The organism is Mesorhizobium sp. M1004 (assembly GCF_040318795.1).
Lineage (GTDB): Bacteria > Pseudomonadota > Alphaproteobacteria > Rhizobiales > Rhizobiaceae > Mesorhizobium.
The window spans coordinates 17,663-34,102 of sequence record NZ_JAMYNB010000012.1 but is presented as its reverse complement, the minus strand read 5'-3'; the positions used below and the strand labels follow the sequence as shown (position 1 = coordinate 34,102).

The 16,440-nt window shown below is 57.8% G+C and carries 18 protein-coding genes; 11 read left to right on the top strand and 7 right to left on the bottom strand.

What is annotated here, in order from left to right:
- The first annotated feature begins 805 nt into the window (after nucleotides 1-805).
- Entirely contained in the window at nucleotides 806-1,849 is a 1,044-nt protein-coding gene (locus tag NKH54_RS23705) for a GlxA family transcriptional regulator (RefSeq protein WP_353029061.1), read from the top strand.
- A 649-nt stretch (nucleotides 1,850-2,498) separates the two neighbouring features.
- On the opposite strand, the gene NKH54_RS23700 is transcribed toward NKH54_RS23705, so the two are convergent.
- Together NKH54_RS23700 and NKH54_RS23695 are read right to left on the bottom strand one after the other, a co-directional pair.
- On the bottom strand, nucleotides 2,499-2,957 hold the full coding sequence (locus NKH54_RS23700; protein ID WP_353029060.1) for a hypothetical protein: 459 nt from the start codon (nucleotides 2,955-2,957) through the stop codon (nucleotides 2,499-2,501).
- A gap of 54 nt (nucleotides 2,958-3,011) precedes the next feature.
- Nucleotides 3,012-3,614, bottom strand: a complete 603-nt coding sequence (locus NKH54_RS23695; protein ID WP_353029059.1) for a hypothetical protein — start codon at nucleotides 3,612-3,614, stop codon at nucleotides 3,012-3,014.
- A gap of 117 nt (nucleotides 3,615-3,731) precedes the next feature.
- Here NKH54_RS23695 and NKH54_RS23690 point away from each other — a divergent pair, with 117 nt between their 5' ends.
- On the top strand, nucleotides 3,732-4,259 hold the full coding sequence (locus tag NKH54_RS23690; RefSeq protein ID WP_353029058.1) for a helix-turn-helix domain-containing protein: 528 nt from the start codon (nucleotides 3,732-3,734) through the stop codon (nucleotides 4,257-4,259).
- A gap of 434 nt (nucleotides 4,260-4,693) precedes the next feature.
- Here the strand turns inward: NKH54_RS23690 and NKH54_RS23685 are convergent, their stop codons facing one another.
- Both NKH54_RS23685 and NKH54_RS23680 read right to left on the bottom strand, forming a co-directional pair.
- The gene (locus NKH54_RS23685) at nucleotides 4,694-5,719 is read right to left on the bottom strand and encodes an RcgR family putative quorum lactone hydrolase (protein WP_353029057.1); all 1,026 of its coding nucleotides are present in this window, start codon (nucleotides 5,717-5,719) and stop codon (nucleotides 4,694-4,696) included.
- Nucleotides 5,709-7,319: an RcgA family putative transporter gene (locus tag NKH54_RS23680; protein WP_353029180.1), complete on the bottom strand. Its 1,611-nt coding sequence runs from the start codon at nucleotides 7,317-7,319 to the stop codon at nucleotides 5,709-5,711. The genes NKH54_RS23685 and NKH54_RS23680 overlap by 11 nt, the downstream gene beginning before the upstream one ends.
- Nucleotides 7,320-7,581: 262 nt before the next feature.
- Here NKH54_RS23680 and NKH54_RS23675 point away from each other — a divergent pair, with 262 nt between their 5' ends.
- Both NKH54_RS23675 and NKH54_RS23670 read left to right on the top strand, forming a co-directional pair.
- Nucleotides 7,582-7,791: a hypothetical protein gene (locus tag NKH54_RS23675; protein WP_353029056.1), complete on the top strand. Its 210-nt coding sequence runs from the start codon at nucleotides 7,582-7,584 to the stop codon at nucleotides 7,789-7,791.
- Between the two features lie 118 nt (nucleotides 7,792-7,909).
- Nucleotides 7,910-8,254, top strand: a complete 345-nt coding sequence (locus NKH54_RS23670; protein WP_353029055.1) for a hypothetical protein — start codon at nucleotides 7,910-7,912, stop codon at nucleotides 8,252-8,254.
- Here the strand turns inward: NKH54_RS23670 and NKH54_RS23665 are convergent.
- Genes NKH54_RS23665 through NKH54_RS23655 form a run of 3 tightly spaced genes read right to left on the bottom strand, consistent with a single transcriptional unit; the run spans nucleotide 8,251 to nucleotide 9,559 of the window.
- On the bottom strand, nucleotides 8,251-8,415 hold the full coding sequence (locus tag NKH54_RS23665; protein WP_353029054.1) for a hypothetical protein: 165 nt from the start codon (nucleotides 8,413-8,415) through the stop codon (nucleotides 8,251-8,253). The two genes, NKH54_RS23670 and NKH54_RS23665, sit on opposite strands and share 4 nt — an antisense overlap.
- Nucleotides 8,412-8,960 (bottom strand): thermonuclease family protein, encoded by a 549-nt coding sequence (locus NKH54_RS23660; RefSeq protein ID WP_352809870.1) that lies wholly within the window; start codon nucleotides 8,958-8,960, stop codon nucleotides 8,412-8,414. Before NKH54_RS23660 ends, NKH54_RS23665 begins: the two co-directional genes overlap by 4 nt.
- On the bottom strand, nucleotides 8,957-9,559 hold the full coding sequence (locus tag NKH54_RS23655) for a hypothetical protein (RefSeq protein WP_352809871.1): 603 nt from the start codon (nucleotides 9,557-9,559) through the stop codon (nucleotides 8,957-8,959). Before NKH54_RS23655 ends, NKH54_RS23660 begins: the two co-directional genes overlap by 4 nt.
- An 87-nt stretch (nucleotides 9,560-9,646) precedes the next feature.
- Between NKH54_RS23655 and NKH54_RS23650 the strand changes: the two genes are divergently transcribed.
- From NKH54_RS23650 to NKH54_RS23620, 7 genes are all read left to right on the top strand, one after another.
- A complete protein-coding gene (locus tag NKH54_RS23650; protein WP_353029053.1) occupies nucleotides 9,647-10,300 on the top strand; it encodes a lytic transglycosylase domain-containing protein in 654 nt (217 codons plus the stop codon).
- 12 nt (nucleotides 10,301-10,312) lie between these two features.
- Nucleotides 10,313-10,627 (top strand): TrbC/VirB2 family type IV secretion system protein, encoded by a 315-nt coding sequence (locus NKH54_RS23645; RefSeq protein WP_353029052.1) that lies wholly within the window; start codon nucleotides 10,313-10,315, stop codon nucleotides 10,625-10,627.
- 3 nt (nucleotides 10,628-10,630) lie between these two features.
- The gene (locus tag NKH54_RS23640) at nucleotides 10,631-10,924 is read left to right on the top strand and encodes a VirB3 family type IV secretion system protein (RefSeq protein ID WP_023720449.1); all 294 of its coding nucleotides are present in this window, start codon (nucleotides 10,631-10,633) and stop codon (nucleotides 10,922-10,924) included.
- A complete protein-coding gene (locus tag NKH54_RS23635) occupies nucleotides 10,921-13,323 on the top strand; it encodes a VirB4 family type IV secretion/conjugal transfer ATPase (protein WP_353029051.1) in 2,403 nt (800 codons plus the stop codon). The genes NKH54_RS23640 and NKH54_RS23635 overlap by 4 nt, the downstream gene beginning before the upstream one ends.
- A gap of 40 nt (nucleotides 13,324-13,363) precedes the next feature.
- The gene (locus NKH54_RS23630; protein WP_353029050.1) at nucleotides 13,364-14,464 is read left to right on the top strand and encodes a transglycosylase SLT domain-containing protein; all 1,101 of its coding nucleotides are present in this window, start codon (nucleotides 13,364-13,366) and stop codon (nucleotides 14,462-14,464) included.
- Between the two features lie 9 nt (nucleotides 14,465-14,473).
- Entirely contained in the window at nucleotides 14,474-15,208 is a 735-nt protein-coding gene (locus tag NKH54_RS23625; RefSeq protein WP_023785080.1) for a type IV secretion system protein, read from the top strand.
- A 183-nt stretch (nucleotides 15,209-15,391) separates the two neighbouring features.
- Entirely contained in the window at nucleotides 15,392-16,435 is a 1,044-nt protein-coding gene (locus NKH54_RS23620; RefSeq protein ID WP_353029049.1) for a TrbL/VirB6 family protein, read from the top strand.
- Nucleotides 16,436-16,440 lie beyond the last annotated feature (5 nt).

Below are 16,440 nucleotides of genomic sequence, written 5' to 3'. Positions count from 1 at the left end.
GGCAAATGGGCGGCAAGAGCCTCGTCGTGCCCTCCAGCCTTGGAATCACTATTCGGAATCATTGCAATACGCAGTGCATAACATCCCGGCCGGCTCCTACCGCGAGCATCGACGGATTGCTGAACCTTCTTCGGTTCATCAGCAACGATTTGCGGGCTTCGCTCCTCTCCCTAGTCTCTCATGTTGCCTGTCAAGGCTGAAGGCGAGAGGGAACAACTGCTTAGAGTGTGCAAAGCAGTCAGATTGGCTGGAGCTGCACAGGGCCGGGGGTGGAGCTCAGAGACGATCAGTTGATCTGACTTTCGTCCGCGGGTTGGATACCGCCTTCCGTGTCTTCGTCTCGGGGCAGTCGGACCGGCCTCGAAGCAGACGTGCAGCCGGTCGTACCTTTTTCCCAGCTTCTTGATCGTCCGCTTTAACCGGACAATTCCCCACCTCCCGAGGAACCCGACTCGCCCGTACGTCCGCCCTCGGCGATCCCCATCGCATGCTTCTTCTTGGCTACATCAACGCGACTAATGCTTCGCTAAACTCTCCCATGGCTCGACTTCCTTGCGTGAGGATCGGCTCGGCCTATCCGAGCAACCTTTCGTCTCTTATTCGCACGAAAGGGCGGGCCGCCAGGAAGCTTGGCATAAACGTGGGTTGTGCAACAATCAGGATTTTTGCGGTTTACCGCTGTCTTGGATGTTTCTAATCGTGTGGGCAGTTGAGAGCAGGTAATACTCATGTCAAGAAGCCTGACGCCAAAAGTTCATGCAGGGAGGCCTCTAAGGGCGCCTTGTCGCAGAATGGCGACCTTTGGATGAACATCCCTTTTTCGCCTAACGCTAACTTAGGTGCGGTTGGCTGGGACAGCCGAGAGCAAGCCATCCGTACCCTTAACGACCCGGCCCTTTATCGGATTGTCGTACTGCTCGTACCCGGCTTTTCGCAATTATCACTTTCATCCTTCATTGACCCGCTCAGAGCCGCTAACTCTGTCTCGGAGCGCACCCTCTTTAGTTGGGCAGTTTCGAGCACGGACGGAGGGCTCGTTGAATCCGCAAGTGGCATTTCTGTGCTAGCTCACAGGACGTTTGCTAGTGTGGCGACCGACCTCCGTAGTGGCGACAGGCCAGCCATGATTCTGGTTTGCGCCGGCGATACTGTCGAAGGCCAAGCGTCGGTATCGCTTGTAAAGCTCCTTCGCCTAAGCAGACGGCACCGAATTCCGATCGCGGCGCTCGGGACTGCTACTTGGCTGCTAGCCGAGAATGGCATTCTTGACGACGACACTGCCTGCACAATCCACTGGGAAAAGCTGACCGCACTTTGCGAGACTTTTGGTCGCCTTCAAGTCACCGACAGTCTCTTTGTTCGAGATGGGGACGTGGTGACCTGTGCAGGTGAACTCGCGTCATTTGATCTGGCGATGGAGCTGATTTCCTATCGCTGCGGCGTAGACAGCGCATCAGCCGTTTGCAGACAAACGACTGCTGGCCAGTGGCGAGTAGGTTCCGACAGGCAATGGTCGACCGGCGCTCAGTATGCCAGTCTAAGTAAGAAGGTCGCCGAAGTCATCCGCCTGATGGAGCAGCACGTCGAAGACACACTTTCCCTCCACGATATTGCAAAGTGCGTCGGACTTTCGCGCCGTCAGATCGAAAGGCTGTTTGAACGCTACGTTTCCTGCTCGCCAATGCGGTATTACGCGCGACTGAGGCTTGAGAGGGCTAAACGCCTGATCGAGCAAACGAACATGCCATTTCTGGAGATAGCAGTCGCCTGTGGCTTCGTTTCGTCGTCGCATTTCTCGAAGTGCTTTCGCGAAATTTTCGGCAAAACACCCAGTGATTGGCGAAGCTGACAGTCATCTCCACAGTTTCCGAGCGAGCGGCACCTCTCGCGGCCGGTCTTTTAAGAGGGTTGACCGAGCCTGATCTGCGGATTGACGCCGTACTACGTCGGCCAATCCAGCTTATCTGGGGGCTCTTGCCCGATCGGCCGAGGCCGTAAGACCCATTGCAACATCGCTGTAGAAAGCGCTCCAGCTTCCGTCAAAGTTCGACCTCGACGGCACATGGGTCAATGAACCATTCACTGCATTAAGGCACCCACGTTATGAACGCCAAACATAGGGCTACCTCGTGTAAACCGCGAAGATAGCAACAGAGCCAGCAGGAAGATCAATCCTCGCCAAGCGGCTTACAGCCAGTCGCTCGACAAGCAATCATGTCGCTCGACTGAGGCACCGTCTCTAACCAGTCCCTGCAGCGCTCGCCATGATAGCCGAGATGCTGCCGGCCGAGAGTTGAAGCGCCGCCAACGGTCCACTCCGCGGCCGATTACGATCGATGCGACCCGCGGGCGCGGGCAGCCATATGCGCGTTGCGCAGAACGAGATCCTCGACACAGATGACTTCACCGAAAACCCAATTGCTAGCAGCCGAGCCGAAGCAATGCCCCGACTTGAGCCCAGACCATATCGGCTTAGCTCCCCTGCCCTCTCGGCGCACTCAGTTGCGCGGCATGCAGTAGACTCCCTCCGATTCCATTAGTACCGCGCCACCCTTCAACTCGCTCAGTGCGCCGACCCACGCTTCCGAATAAGTGCGGCTGGCATCAACGGCCGTCAGCCAAAGAACGCGATTGTCGGCCAGTTCGACTTTAACTTCCTGCTGCAAAGGGCTTGCCTGCACGGTCTGTTTATAGTGGCGCTTGATCCTGACATTGCCAGCTGTGAACTCGGCCTCGTTGCTGCCGTAGTTCAGCACAAATCCAGTGTGGTCCTCAGCCACCGAGCAACTGCCATCACGCTCACACGCGATCTTGGCAACGGTCTTGCAGTCCCATTTCAATGAAGCCGGCCACATAGGATTGTCCACGCTTGGTCGCGGCTTGTCGCCCTGACCAGCCGCCGCCAACACCGCGCCTGTGTTCATAATCACAGTGGACAGGAGAAGCGCCTTGAACACTACAAAACTCCCTGAAATTGTGGCCCTAGTGCCTCGTCCTGCGTGATCGCCGGCTCATGGCATGTTGAGATTGAACCAGCTTTTCTGGCGCACGCCGTTCGCGTCATCATACTCGATGAACCAGGGCTTTCCGCGCATCGGTCGAGGGATGGTGTAGTAGGTGGGGCCATTACCGATGGAATGCCCTCGATCGTTCCCCGCGGTCTGGATTTTTGCCGTCACCACCTTACCGTCGATTTCGATTTGGACCTGTCGTGATCCTTCCCCACGATTCCAGCCGAGGCCGCCGTTTTTGACAACGACCGGCAACGAGAGCCTGCCGGCCGCAATGCGGCAGATGTTTCGTTCTTGACCTAAGCCCGGCCGATCTGATTCGGAGCTGCCAACTGCTTGCCAGCCAGACGGACAATCCTCATACTTCTCAAATCTCGCCGCGCTGGAGTTGGCTCGCGGACAGGTCGGCCAATCAAAACCCGGGGCTTCCATCGCCGCAATCAACTTGTAAATTGGCGGGTGGCACGAGGGGGTGCCTTGCCAGTCGCCGGAAAGACATAGGAGGACCTGACAGCCCCATTCCGACGCGTTTGATTGGGATGGAAGAGCTGCGGCGCCCGCGATGGCGACGGCACCCACCAGTAGGAATTTGAGTATGGTCATAGCCTTCTCCTCGCTGCAGATTTGACAGTTTACTATGGATGATCCGGGCGGAAAAGGACAGTTCGAAAAGGCAGGTTTGTGCGACTACATCGATTTATGAAACGAGACGATGGAGGCGTGGTCAACAACCCGTTGCGCGCCAACATTGCCCTGACGCTTGAGCGGGAGAGAGCCAGACGCGGCCTATCCCATATGCACATGGCCGAACTGTTTCGGACCCCCGATGGCGAAAAACTGGCCTATCGAACCTACATTCAGACTGTGCGTCAGAAAAATAACGTCACATTGACGACGCTGCAGATCATGGCAAACGGCTTGCAAGTATCTGTTGCGGGACTGCTCGCCGGCGGTAAAAAAGTTCCGGAATGGGTGCATGGGTTGGACGACAATGCGATCCGCAAGCGGCTGGCGCACATCATCGATTTTGAGCGACAACGACGTACTTTGCACCGCTATGAGATGGCCGAACTCATCGGTGTGGCGGAGGCGACATTCACGAAACTGGAGCGCGCGAGCGGCAACATCAGCGTGGACACGATTGCCGCGATCGCCAAGGCGTTGAAACTCGATCCAGCGACCTTCCTCTTTTCCGAAAAGATCCCGCCTGGCAGAGCCGACACCTCGCCGCCCCACGAGTGTTCCTAAAGGGCCTATAGTTCGCTCCAGCCGGCGCCGCTCCTACGCCCCTGCCGGCCAGGCCCGACGGCCGACTAGCGCCCCCCGCCGCGCTGTCGGGCCGCTGCCGTCATCGTGTTAGCCTGTTGCAGCGACGGGGATGATAAGGGGACTTTGGCATGGATGACTGTGCCACCTGCGGGAATGCTGCTGATGAAGTGCTTTCCCTTGAGGATCGAAACCATATGAGAACAAGCCGTCAACCTAGCCCGCTGCGATTGCCGGCGCGAGTAGAGAAGAAGGGTGTCGTGGCCTTTTCGACAATTGCCGGTGTCATGCCTGTGCCTTTATCGGCCACTTCCAAGGGTCGGTTCCGGTAGGGGGGCGACCCCCTAAATTCATCACTTTCGTGTCGTGATGCCTACCAGGGAATCTGCGAATGAACTCACCGGCCAAAGCAAAACTCATGCTCGCCGGGCCGACTTGTCAGCACGCGACACAAACCGCTTCAAGCTCAAACCGGCCAATAAAATGTAAGGCGGCATGGCGAGCGAATAGTGACCACAGTTTAACTTCAAAATATTTGGCCTAGCTCCGGCGTCGTTCAGCCTGTGCATGAACCTCTCGGATAGCTCTGGCAACACCACTTTGTCTCTCTTAGCCAACACAACATGAAGATCGAGATCAGGCCGTGCCAAACTATGCACGTAATTCTCCAAGTTAAGTGGACCCCAGGCCCTTCTGAGATCGGTCAGCTCAATCTCAGGCTCAAGGCTATCACGTATCAATCGTGTCGCGCGACCCGTCCAAACCATATCCGCTAGACTCCCCGCCGTCAGAAACAACGAGGCTTTTGACACAGCCGAGTCGTGCGCCGCGACCACGCCCGCAACCCAGGAGCCTAAGCTCATACCGAGAACCGAGATCTCTCGATAGCCTTCGATCTTCAACCAACGTATGAGTTTTCGCCCATCCAACACTGCCTGCCTTACAGATTGGATCGTTCGACCGAGATTAGGGCTAAGCATATAGTCGGCGTGCACGGAGCCGGGACGGCTGCGTTCGAAGTGATAAGGCATAGCAATCTCGACAACCGTGATGCCAAGCTGCGAGAAAAAGTTGGCAATCTGACGATTCCGGGAGCTTGCATTCCAATGGTGAAAAATCACCATGGCCTGGTCGAACGACCCGCTTCCTGTGATTTTCGCCGAGACGACATTGTTCTGTTCGATATCAGTAGAAATGTCCGATGGGAATTTTAGCCACCCATCTAGCCTTTCAAACCCCTGATTACTCACATTCGGGTCATCGAAAAAGGCTGGATCAGCCACGGCTTGGTCCGCAAGGGCACAGAATTCGTCGATACTTGTTGTTTTCTTCGCACCTGGAAAGGCGCGTTCCGCGTCAAGGGCGAAATCCGTTGGTTTCTTCCCTTCCTCACCGCGTCGCGCCCGCCGCTCATCCCAATGATCAAGCCAACTATGATACACTCTGATCGTTTCCTAACTTACTCGCTTGCCATCGCCCCAACCCTGGATCAAACAGGCCGTATATCGCGAACAGTACTCCAACGGCCAGAAGGATCGAAAAGCCAGCAAATGCATCGATCAGCAAGTAGCCAGCCACGAGTAACGCTACGATCGCTGACATCCTCCACAAAGACATACAAAACCGACGTTCGACACCTAAACGGATAGAGCCGTACAGAAATACAACACAGGTCGAAATAGCGATAAGAAGGCTACTGAAATGGGTCGGCCTACGGTAGTTGATCCCGACGCTCACATCATTGCGCCCATAAAAGGCTGAAGACATATCGCCGACCAACCAAGCCACAATATTCTCTCCACGCGATGTCAGGTAAGCACTCTGGAGCTTCATGACTATGGCGATCAGAAGCCCCAAAACAGTACACCGAAAAATCGCACGCATAACCCTGAGGCTGGCTTCATGGAGCTCGTGTTGATAATCCACCTCCAGCCGATCATTCGCTGCTTCTCCAATTCTCCGAAGATCATGGATCACCGTATAAAGCAAAATCAGGCCTACGAAGAATAGATAAAAACAGAGGCACATGTATAGGTAAGCGAGCCCCGTGAAAACGACCGCTTCCGGCACTGATATAACCTCAGGGCGCACAATCGCTAGTGAGCCCCAATCCGTCGCATAGTTGCCACCACCTTTGAGCAACGGGATTAAAGACACGCCGATCCACTGAAAAAGACCGGCGAACACCACACAAATCAAAAAAACCGCCCAATATGAATACGAAGAAGCTTGTACGCTGCGCGCCCAGGCTTCGTCGCTTTCCATCTTGTCGCCCTGCGCTACAAGCTTTGGGCGGCCTTCATCTTTCCAAAAGGTCACCAGCTCGGTCACGAAGGCAAAAAACAGTGGCAAAAATACCATGAAAACGAATGTCCAATTCGCTGTCCAAAGAAACCCAACCTGCTTGACGACGCCATCCGCCCTGCCATATGTCACGCTGTGAATCCCCGTAAGATAGGATAAAAACCCAAGAGCGGTGACACCGGCAAACACCGACGCCGGTAAGTTCAGGGGAGATCCGCGACTAAAAAACGCCTCGGATTTCCTCGCCAAACTAAAACGCGGGCTCGGCCCCTTGGCGTCAGTATCCCGCGTCAGCTCTGCCGGGCAGATCTCGTAATCGAAGGTCGCCGTCAGTGCCGTTTCAGGAATCTCCTGGGCAACGCTGCTTCCGGCTCTATTCCGTTTTCGTCTCTTGGCCGATAGCCGCGATTGCGCCGCACTAAGCTCCATCTGCCATTCGCTAGTTGCGACCGGATCATCGCATCCAAAAATCCTCGCCAGCCAACGAATGTTGGCAGTGCTAATTCCCTTCTCGTTCTCTTGGAACCATAGCTGCACAGTTCGCAGATCGACCCCAAACTGGTTGGAATCAATCTGTGAAATCGCCTCTGCAAGGAGCTCGGGCGTCCATGGGCCTGCAGGAAACCCGTCTTCGCCCAACAGTCGACCCGCACCCGCTGCCGCTAGTCGTTTGAATAATTCTTTGAAATCACTCCCGTCTCTTGGCGGAGGGAGAAATAACTTTCCGTTCCTAAACAACAAGTTACAGGCTCTAGTTTCGTTCCGTTTCGCTAGGCTTCGTATCCTATCGTGCCTTCGTCCTCAATCAACGTTTTTATCAACTCGATTTTGGCTGGCACGGGAGAAGATCGAATGACGGGTGACCCGCTGGAGACGCTGAACACGGTTGTTGCGTGGGAGATGCCTCGCAAACCGACGGCCAAGGCACTGAACTGCCCCGATCGGCCGCAGGGCGCGCTTCATCAGCCGCGTGCATCGCAAGAAGCCAAGAGGCAGGTCGATGCCGAAGAACATCGAGCACGGCAACCGACATGTTTCGGAACCCGTGCCCTTGTCGAGCTATCCTTTCGCCGAACAGAAGGGCCGCATGGGACTGTTCATCCGCACCATCGGCCGGTCGCGCCCGCGGCAGGTCAAAATCGGCGTGGGCAATTTCGCTTACAATCTGAAACGTTTTGTCTGGTGGCAGGGGCGGAGTGTGACCGCATGAGCGAAAAGTAGGGAAGCCAGGGCTTCGGGAGCCTGAGAAGCAGAGGGATGAACCCATCCCTATTTTTCTCGCCTCCCCAGGTATCATTTACGAATTGTCATGCGCATGGAGCCGGTCGATGCCCATTCAAGTGGTCTGTAACAACGGAGTGATGGAAGAGGGCGATGGGGTCGCGAATCTGCTCGCGGCGCATCGTCAAGCAGTCGCCATGGTTGAACGTCTCGGCAAGCGATGGACGAGGGCCGAAGGGCCGGACGCGACCCTGATCGGCCGGCGGTTGGATTCGGTCATGGCGGAAGAGGCTATCGCGCGTCGGCGCGCGGCCGCTGCGCCGGTGGCCGATGTCGTTGAGATGAAAATGAAGGCAACTTATTTCCGGCGGTTGTTGGGGAACGAATGGTGCGAGGTTGATGTCGACGATTTTCGCGCGTTGCTCGGTTCTTTCGCGAAACTGCAGTCCTAGGAGAAGAGCGCTGAAATCCATGAGGCCACGGTATTCCAGGCCGCATAGAGTCCTGCCGGCACCAAGATGATCGCGATGAGAGCGATAGCATCGCCGATGGCGCCTTCAGTGCGTCCTTCCACGGGATAGTAATATTTATGCGCATCATCGTCGTGCTTCATTGTTGTATCTCCGATCGCTTGTTTAGCAGCAGCTGCACAGGGTGCTGAAACGTCGCGCCCCACAAACCCGCACGTTTCATCTTAGCGTTGATTTCCGCGACGAGGTAGTTCTCATTGACGGCTTTGCCCTTTGCTGTCGTTGCGGCAAACGCGTATCCGGTCGCTATGAGCGCTGTGCCGACGTCGATTGTTTCGCCATTCAGCTGCGCACCGCACACGACAAAAACCGCCTTATCCAGGGCGTAGCCGATTGGCTGGCATGTAACCGCCGCGCTATCGAACAGCGCAGCAAGGTGCGCCAGCGAGGTGTTCCCGCAATCGATTTTGTTCCCATTTGGCTCTTCAGCTGATGTGCCTCGAAGACATGACTGGACGCCATAGAGGCGGAAAAGGTGATCTCCGTCACGCCAGGTATCTCCGGTCAGCAGTTGAGCCGATTTCGATACCGCGAAGGGCGTTGGCACGGCAGACTCGGATGCATCCTGCGCCTGCGCCGATGCGCATACCGAGAATGCGGCCAGCACTGCAAAGCTCGCCTGTTTCATTCCTGGAACTGTCCACCGAGGTCGGCGGAATGCTCGAGATCGGGGCGCAGCGACTTGCCGTCCTTGTTGCGTCCGATCGCTGCCATGTCGAAAAAAACCATTTCGTCATCGTCGTAGGCGACGTTGTACGGGTCGTTTGCGTTGCCCGCACCCACGAGAGAGAAACACGACACGGCGTCGGGTTCACCCTTCTTGCTTTGCAGCACAAGCGTTTTGCAAAGCACGACAGATGCACGATCGTTGTAGATTGACTCTTCATAGTCCTGCGCGGCTTTCGTGCAGTCCCATTGCTGCGCCTTGTAGGTAATCTTTGGTTTTGGACAGGCTGCAAGGCCGCGCAGTCGATAAGCCATGCCGTTGATGACGCGCTCGGTCGCCGAGGGCACCTTGACCGGCGAGACAAGGGTCGCCGCATCGCGCTGAAAGAGCGCGCCTTTCGCATCGTAGCGCTCATAGACGAACACTTTCTCTCCCGGCTTGGCAAACTGGAGCAGGTAGCGCTCCGACGGCTGCGCGAAGGCACTTGGGGCATCGGCGCCGGCAGCATAAGCGACGGCACCTTGGAGCAGCAAGACCGTGCAAAGGGCAGTCTGTTTCATTGAAATTCGTCCCTGCGGCGCATATCGTGTTGACACTTTACTAGGGCTGCGTGTAGCCATAGTAAAGTGTTAAATTTTGGCGACAGTATGAACACTCGATTCGCTCTTCTGGTCACCCTCTTTGGCGCCACGATGCCGTTGCAAGCGCACGGGCAGGACAGGGCATCAGACCGCGTCGCAGTCGCCTTTGCAACGCCGGCGCAAGCCCTTGCCGCGGTCGGGGCGCAAAGGCCGGGGGCGTGTGAGACCGGGAATCGTGCCGAGGTCTCCCAACTTGTGCGTTCAATCGCGCAAGACGAAGGGTTCGACGCCGATCTGGCCGAGACAATTGCATGGGCCGAAAGCGATCTCGGCGCCAGTCAGGGCCCGTCAAAGGCCGGAGCCTTGGGAATCATGCAGCTGATGCCGGGCACGGCGGCCGATCTGGGGGTGAGCGACCGTTGCGATACACAGGCAAATGTCCGGGCTGGCCTTCGCTATCTGAAGTCACTCTATGACGAATTCGGGGACCCGCTGCTGATGCTGGCAGCATACAACGCCGGGCCCAACAGCGTCTACAAGGCCCAGGGTATTCCGGTGAATCCGGAGACGGCGGAATACATTGTGAAAATACTGAACCGCTGGAAGTTCGGCGGTGTGGTGAAGAAGTCCGCCCTGACCAAATCCGAGACGCTCGCGGCCGCTCCGCCAGCAAGCAAGGACGCTTGGCAGGGTGGTCATGTCATGGACTTCGGCAACTGAAAGGAGCCAAGGGTGGAATACAGGAAAGCGGGCAGATTTGCCCTGAAACTGGCCTTGGCCTCAGCGGTCGGAATAGCTCTCGCGCCAGCCGCTGCGTATGCCCAGTCGGCGGCGCCAGTCGAAAATGTGCTGGAGTGGTTCGTCGGAGTTCTGCAGGGCAACATAGCGCGTTCATTCGCCATCATCGCCGTCTGTTTTCTCGGTTTCCTCGCCATGACGGGCCGGCTCGCGTGGATGATGGCTTTCTCCATCATCATTGGCATCGCTCTGATCTTCGGCGCTGCCCAGCTGGTGGATGCGGTTCGTGCGACCGCGGGAGGCAGCTGAGAAATGGATGACGAGGAAGTCTATGTCGAGCCGGTCAGCCTGCCACTGACACGCCCCCCGATGAAATGGGGAGTGCGCTATGAGGTCTTCGCTCTGAATGGCATCCTGGCGGTTATCGGCTTCATTGCCACGAGCAGCTTCATGCTCGGCCTTGGCGTGTTCGGCGTGGTGCATCTGGTCAGCGCATATCTGTGCCAGCGCGACCCCTACATGTTTCATATTTTCGAGCGGCGCGTCTCCAAACGCGGAGCGGTGGCGAACCTAACTTTTTGGGGCGCGAGGAGCTATTCGCCATGAGCCTCGATGCCGACCTGAAATTTGGCCGCGAGCGCCGGCGTGAAAAACCCGCGGCGATGCACATCCCTTACCTTCGCCATGTCGATGACAATCTGATCGTGACGAAGAGCGGCTTTCTGATCGGCGTCGTCCAGCTCAGTGGCCTGCCCTTCCAGACGATGGACCAAGCCGAGTTGAACAGCCGCATGTTCAACCGCAACACGACGTTCCGCAATCTCTCGACCTCTCGCTTTGCGGTCTACACAACGATCATCCGCCGCCACGTAACGCCGGAGATCGAAGGCGACTTTGACAATCCTTTCGTGGCCGAGCTCGACGCCCGCTACATGGATGAGCTTGGGGCGAAAAACCTTTTCGTCAACGAGGCGTCTCTGGCGGTCATACGCCGACCGATGGTCGGTCGCGTCGGCTGGGTGGACAAGGCGCTCAATGCGTTCCGCATCAGTACCGCGGGCGAAGAAACCCGCGAAGAGGCGATGGCCGAACTGCATGACGTTCTCGACGGAGTCGTCAAGGATTTCACGGCTTATGGTGCGCGTCTTCTCGGCGTCGTGAAGCGCCGCGACAGCTTCTTTTCCGAGCCGGCGGAATTTCTGGCGAAAATCCTCGCCGGCGGCGTCGACGTGGAAATGCCTCTGCCGCGCATGAGCCTTGGCGATGTGCTGGCGACACGACAGCTGTTTTTCGGCAAGTCCGCGCTGGAACTTCGCGGGCCGGATGCCGGCAAACTCGGCGCCATGGTGTCGATCAAGGAATACCCACCGTTCACCGCACCGGGCTCATTGGACGGTCTCTTGCGCCTGCCACATGAGTTTGTCCTGACGCAGAGTTTCGCGATCGAAGACCGGGTAACCGCGATGCGCAGGATCAACACCATCGCCAACCAGGTGGAGGGTTCCGACGAGGCGGGGACGACGGTCGAGGAGTCCGTCCACGACGGCGCCGACAAGCTGGCCGGCGGCGAAGTGGTCTTCGGGCAACATCACATGAGCGTCATGGCATTGGGATCGGACCTGACTGGGCTCAACCGTGCACTATCCGACATCACGGCGGAGCTATCGCGCATGTCGATCGTTCCGGTTCGCGAGACGCTGAACACGGAACTGGCCTTCTGGGCGCAATTGCCGGGAAATTTCAGCTACATCGCGCGACGTGCGTTGATCTCGTCACTTAACTTCGCCGGTCTTTTCTCAGGACACAATTTCCCGTCCGGCCAACGTGAGCGGCTGCATTGGAAACGACCCATCGCTTTGCTCGAAACGACCAGCCAGACGGCCTACTATTTCAATTTCCACGTTCACGATGTCGGGCACTTCACGGTCTTCGGCCCAACGGGCTCGGGCAAGACCGTGGTGCTGTCGTTTCTGATGGCGCAGGCCATGCGCATCATGCCACGGCCGCGATGTATCTATTTCGACTATATGCGCGGCGCTGAAATTTTCGTGCGGGCGCTCGGCGGGCGCTACGAGGTGATGGAGCCTTCCCAGCCGACGGGGTTCGCGCCGTTGCAGCTGGATGACACGGCAGAAAACCGTTCTTTCCTCGAAGATTTGCTCCTCTACATTCTAACGCCGGAAGGCGGCGCGCTGGACGTGGCTGAGATGCGCGTCATCAACACCGCCGTCGACATGATCTACAAGATCCCGCGCGAACAGCGGACCTTCGACCTGCTGCCGGAAGTGCTGCGGGGCTCGCTCATGCCTGGCATGAACGATCTGGCGGCGCGGATACAACCCTGGCTCGACCCAAAGGACAAGGGCTGGCTTTTCAACAATCCCGTCGATCTCATCGATTTCTCGAAGCCCGTTGTCGGGTTCGACATGACGAAGATCCTGGGCGACCGAAAGCTGCGCTCGGCGGCGTTGCTCTATATCTTTCATCGTCTTGAGGACGTCATCGACGGCTCGCCGATCATGCTCTTCCTGGATGAAGGCTGGAAGCTGTTGGATGACGAGGTTTTCGCCGCTTTCATCAACGAGACGCTGAAGACCATTCGTCGCCGCAACGGCGTGGTCGGCTTCGGCACGCAAACAGCGGAAGACGTCGTCAATTGCTCCATCTCGTCGTCACTGATCGAGCAAACGAAGACCAACATTTTCTTCCCCAACCCGAAGGCGAGCAAGGACTCCTACATGGAGCGCTTCTCGCTGACGGCGAAGGAATTCGAGTTCGTGCGCCGCACCGCCAAGGAAACACGCACCTTCCTCGTCAAGCACGACAGCGACTCGATCGTCGCCAAGCTCGATTTGTCGGCGATGCCCGATCTCATCAAGGTCTTGTCCTCGAACGAAGCCAACAGCAAGGAATGCGCACGGCTCCGGGAGATCTTCGGCGACGAGCCGGAGATGTGGCTGCCATACTTCTGCGGATGGGAGAACGAGCATGACGAAGCGGCTTAGCAGCGCTTGTCTGGCCGTGGCTCTCGCGACGGCAGAGAGCATGAGCGTGGCTGTCGCTCAGATCGCGGTGATCGACGGGCAAAACCTCGACAAACGGCAGGAGGACGAGCAGCACAGCAAGAAGTCGGATGAAGCCAAGAAGGACGAAACCGACAGGAAGAAAAGCGTCGTCTGCACCTATTCGAACAAATACCGCTCACAGATGTTTCGCCGGTCGCCGGCCGACGCGTTGCAGCGCGACGCCGGCAACGCAAAGCTAATCCGCTACTATGCGCAAAAGTACGGCGTGCCCGAAGGGCTGGCGCTTTCCGTCGCCTATCAGGAATCGCGCTTCGACACATGCGCCGGGAGCCACACCGGCGTCAAAGGCGTCATGCAGCTGACCAAGGGCACCGGCAAGTCCATGGGACTGGACCGCGACGTGAACGAGCAAAATGTCGAAGGCGGCATCAAATACCTCGGAATGGGCGTGAAGCAATGCGGGGCGACGAACTACAGCTGTCTCGCCTCCTTCTACAACGGATCGAACGCAGGCGAGCAGAACCAATGGGCCGGCGGCGTCGGCCGCTGGAACAGCTACTTCAACGACTATGTGTCGAGCGGCAAGGCTCCGGCCGCCGCGCCGCCGCCATTCTCGATCGTAACGGCCGATGGCGCAGGCGGCACGGCCCAGGACGCGGCCATGGGCATGGTGAGGAAAGCGGCTGGCGGCCTCGATGCAAGCTCATCGCAGATGGGCGCCAACGGAGCGGCAATCGACGCGCTATCGGGCAACGTTGGCCAGGTGACCGAATACAAGGACGCCTGGGAGCTGAACTCGTCGGCTCGTGGGATCAACGCCGATGTCACCAACCAGTACCTCGCCCAGGCGGGGGATTTTACGACGTTGCTGGCCCAACTTCTATCTTTGCAGAATGTTCAGGCATCGCAGTCGTCCAAGCTGGTGCAACAGCCGAAGAGCGGCTCTCCAAACCCGTTCTCTTGTGATCCTGCGGAATTGGAGCGGTTGAGGATCCATCGCGGCCGGTGGCTACCATGCGCACTTGAGAACGCGGCAGCAAGCTCGGCCAACAGTCGCTCGATGATCATCACCAGTGATCCTGCCGGCGCTGCCAGCGTGATCAATTCTCTACAGCAATAGGAGGCTGACATGAAGAAATTCGCGATTGCCGCCAGTCTGGCGCTTTGGGCAAGCACAGCCCACGCACAGATTGCCGTCATTGATGGCGCCAATCTCGATGTCGCCCGCAAGAATGCGGACAACACCAACTCCATCATGGATTCGAACAAGGACATTCTGAAAAAGAGCGAGGAGATCCTGCAGGCTCTCAGCGGCAGTCGTGACGGTTCGCTCGGGATCGGACAGATGGGTCTTGGCGGCAACATGTCGATTGCCCAGGCGCCGTCGTTCGGATCGATCCTGAACGGCGGGGCTCTTTCGTTTGGTGGCCTTTCGCCCGAAATCCAGAAAATCGCCGGCGCCGTAATCAACGGGCTGCAGCTGGTGAAGCAGCTCCAGCAGATTGCCGGCAAGGAGACCAGCGCCGTCAACACGGCCTATGGCGGCAGCGTCAATGTGGCCTCGCTGCTAAGCGCATTGACCTCGCAGGCTTCGCAGGGCGTTACCCAGCGCCAACAGTCTTTGCAGTCAGCGAGCGGGCAGATCGGGCAGTCGCAGGACGTCAAGGGTTCGGTGGACCAGAACACACGAATGCAGCTGGAAAACGCGCGCGCCGTCAACGAACTGATCGGCGTCCAGAACGGCGCGGTCGCGGCCCTGAATGAGAAGCTGAAGGGAGATCTTCTTCGCCAGAGCCAGGTGCAGAAGATGATGACACCGCGCACCGTCAATCCGTTCGCGGAATTCGGCAAGAGCGGGGGCTGAGCGCTTGTCGAGGCGAGTCCTGCGCATATGCGTTGTGATTGGGCTCGGCGCAGGGCTTCTTGGATGCGCAAATCGCGAACTGAAAGCGCCGTGCGGGCCTTTGGCGTATGCCGACGCCGACGAATGCGGCGCGCTGAAGCCGATCAATTCAACGCCGTTCGCCAGCATCATTGACGAGGATCCATGAACGGTCTCGCCGCAAGCATCCTCGGTGGCATTGACAACATCGGAGAGGACTTCGTTCGCACCGTCTATATGCAGTTGGGCAATGCGATGGGCAACGTCTTCACCCTCATGCTTACCCTCTATATCGTGTGGTGGGGCTATTCGATCCTGAGCGGGCGTGAGTCGATTTCGCCAATCGAAGCGGCCTATCGCCTTGGCCGCGCCGTCATCATCTATCTGCTGCTGACCGGATGGGGCACATTTTCCGCGACGATCTATCAGCTCGTGCAAAGCATTCCAGACGAGGTCGGTAAGGTGATCGTCGGGGCTGTGTCGCGGGCCACCGGCAATCAGCTTAGCGACCAGGCGGCAATTCCAGCTCTGATCGACAATCTCTACCAAGGGGCCCAGGACGTCGCCAATCAGGTCTACAGCGGATCCTTTTATGACATTTTTGGTGCGCTCTTGTCGCTGCTCGTCCTGCTGTCGGCCATCATCTTCGCAGCGCTTGCCATTGCCGCGATCATTGCCGCCAAAGTGATGTTGTTCATCACGCTGGCCTTGGCGCCGATATGGATCATCCTTTGGCTTTACCGATGGTCCTCGCGCATGAGCGAAGGCTTTCTTTCGCTGACCACCTTCCTGATGATCCAGCAAATCCTGATCTACGGCTTTCTCGGTTTCTACTTCTCGCTCGTTAATGCGGCGCTGAACACCGCCACGTCCGGCGGAGCGACCATGGACAGCAAAATGTCGCTGGTGCTGCCCTTGGTGCTGGTGACGATCATCGGTATCTACGTTCTCATGCAGATACCCTCGATTGCTTCGATCCTGAATGGCGGCGGGTATCTCAGCACCATGGGCGCTCGCTACTCATATGGGACGTTCGGCAGGAATGCCGTGCGCTACTCCGGCGCGCGATGGGCCGCAGGCCGCGCCGCTCGGGGCGCCCGGCAGCTCGCGACAAACAGTTTTCGATCTTCGCGAGCAGCGAGGGCCGATGCCGCAATCCGGATCGCTATCCAGCAAGGTGCGCGCGATAACTCCAGGCCTCTGGCCTAGAGCAC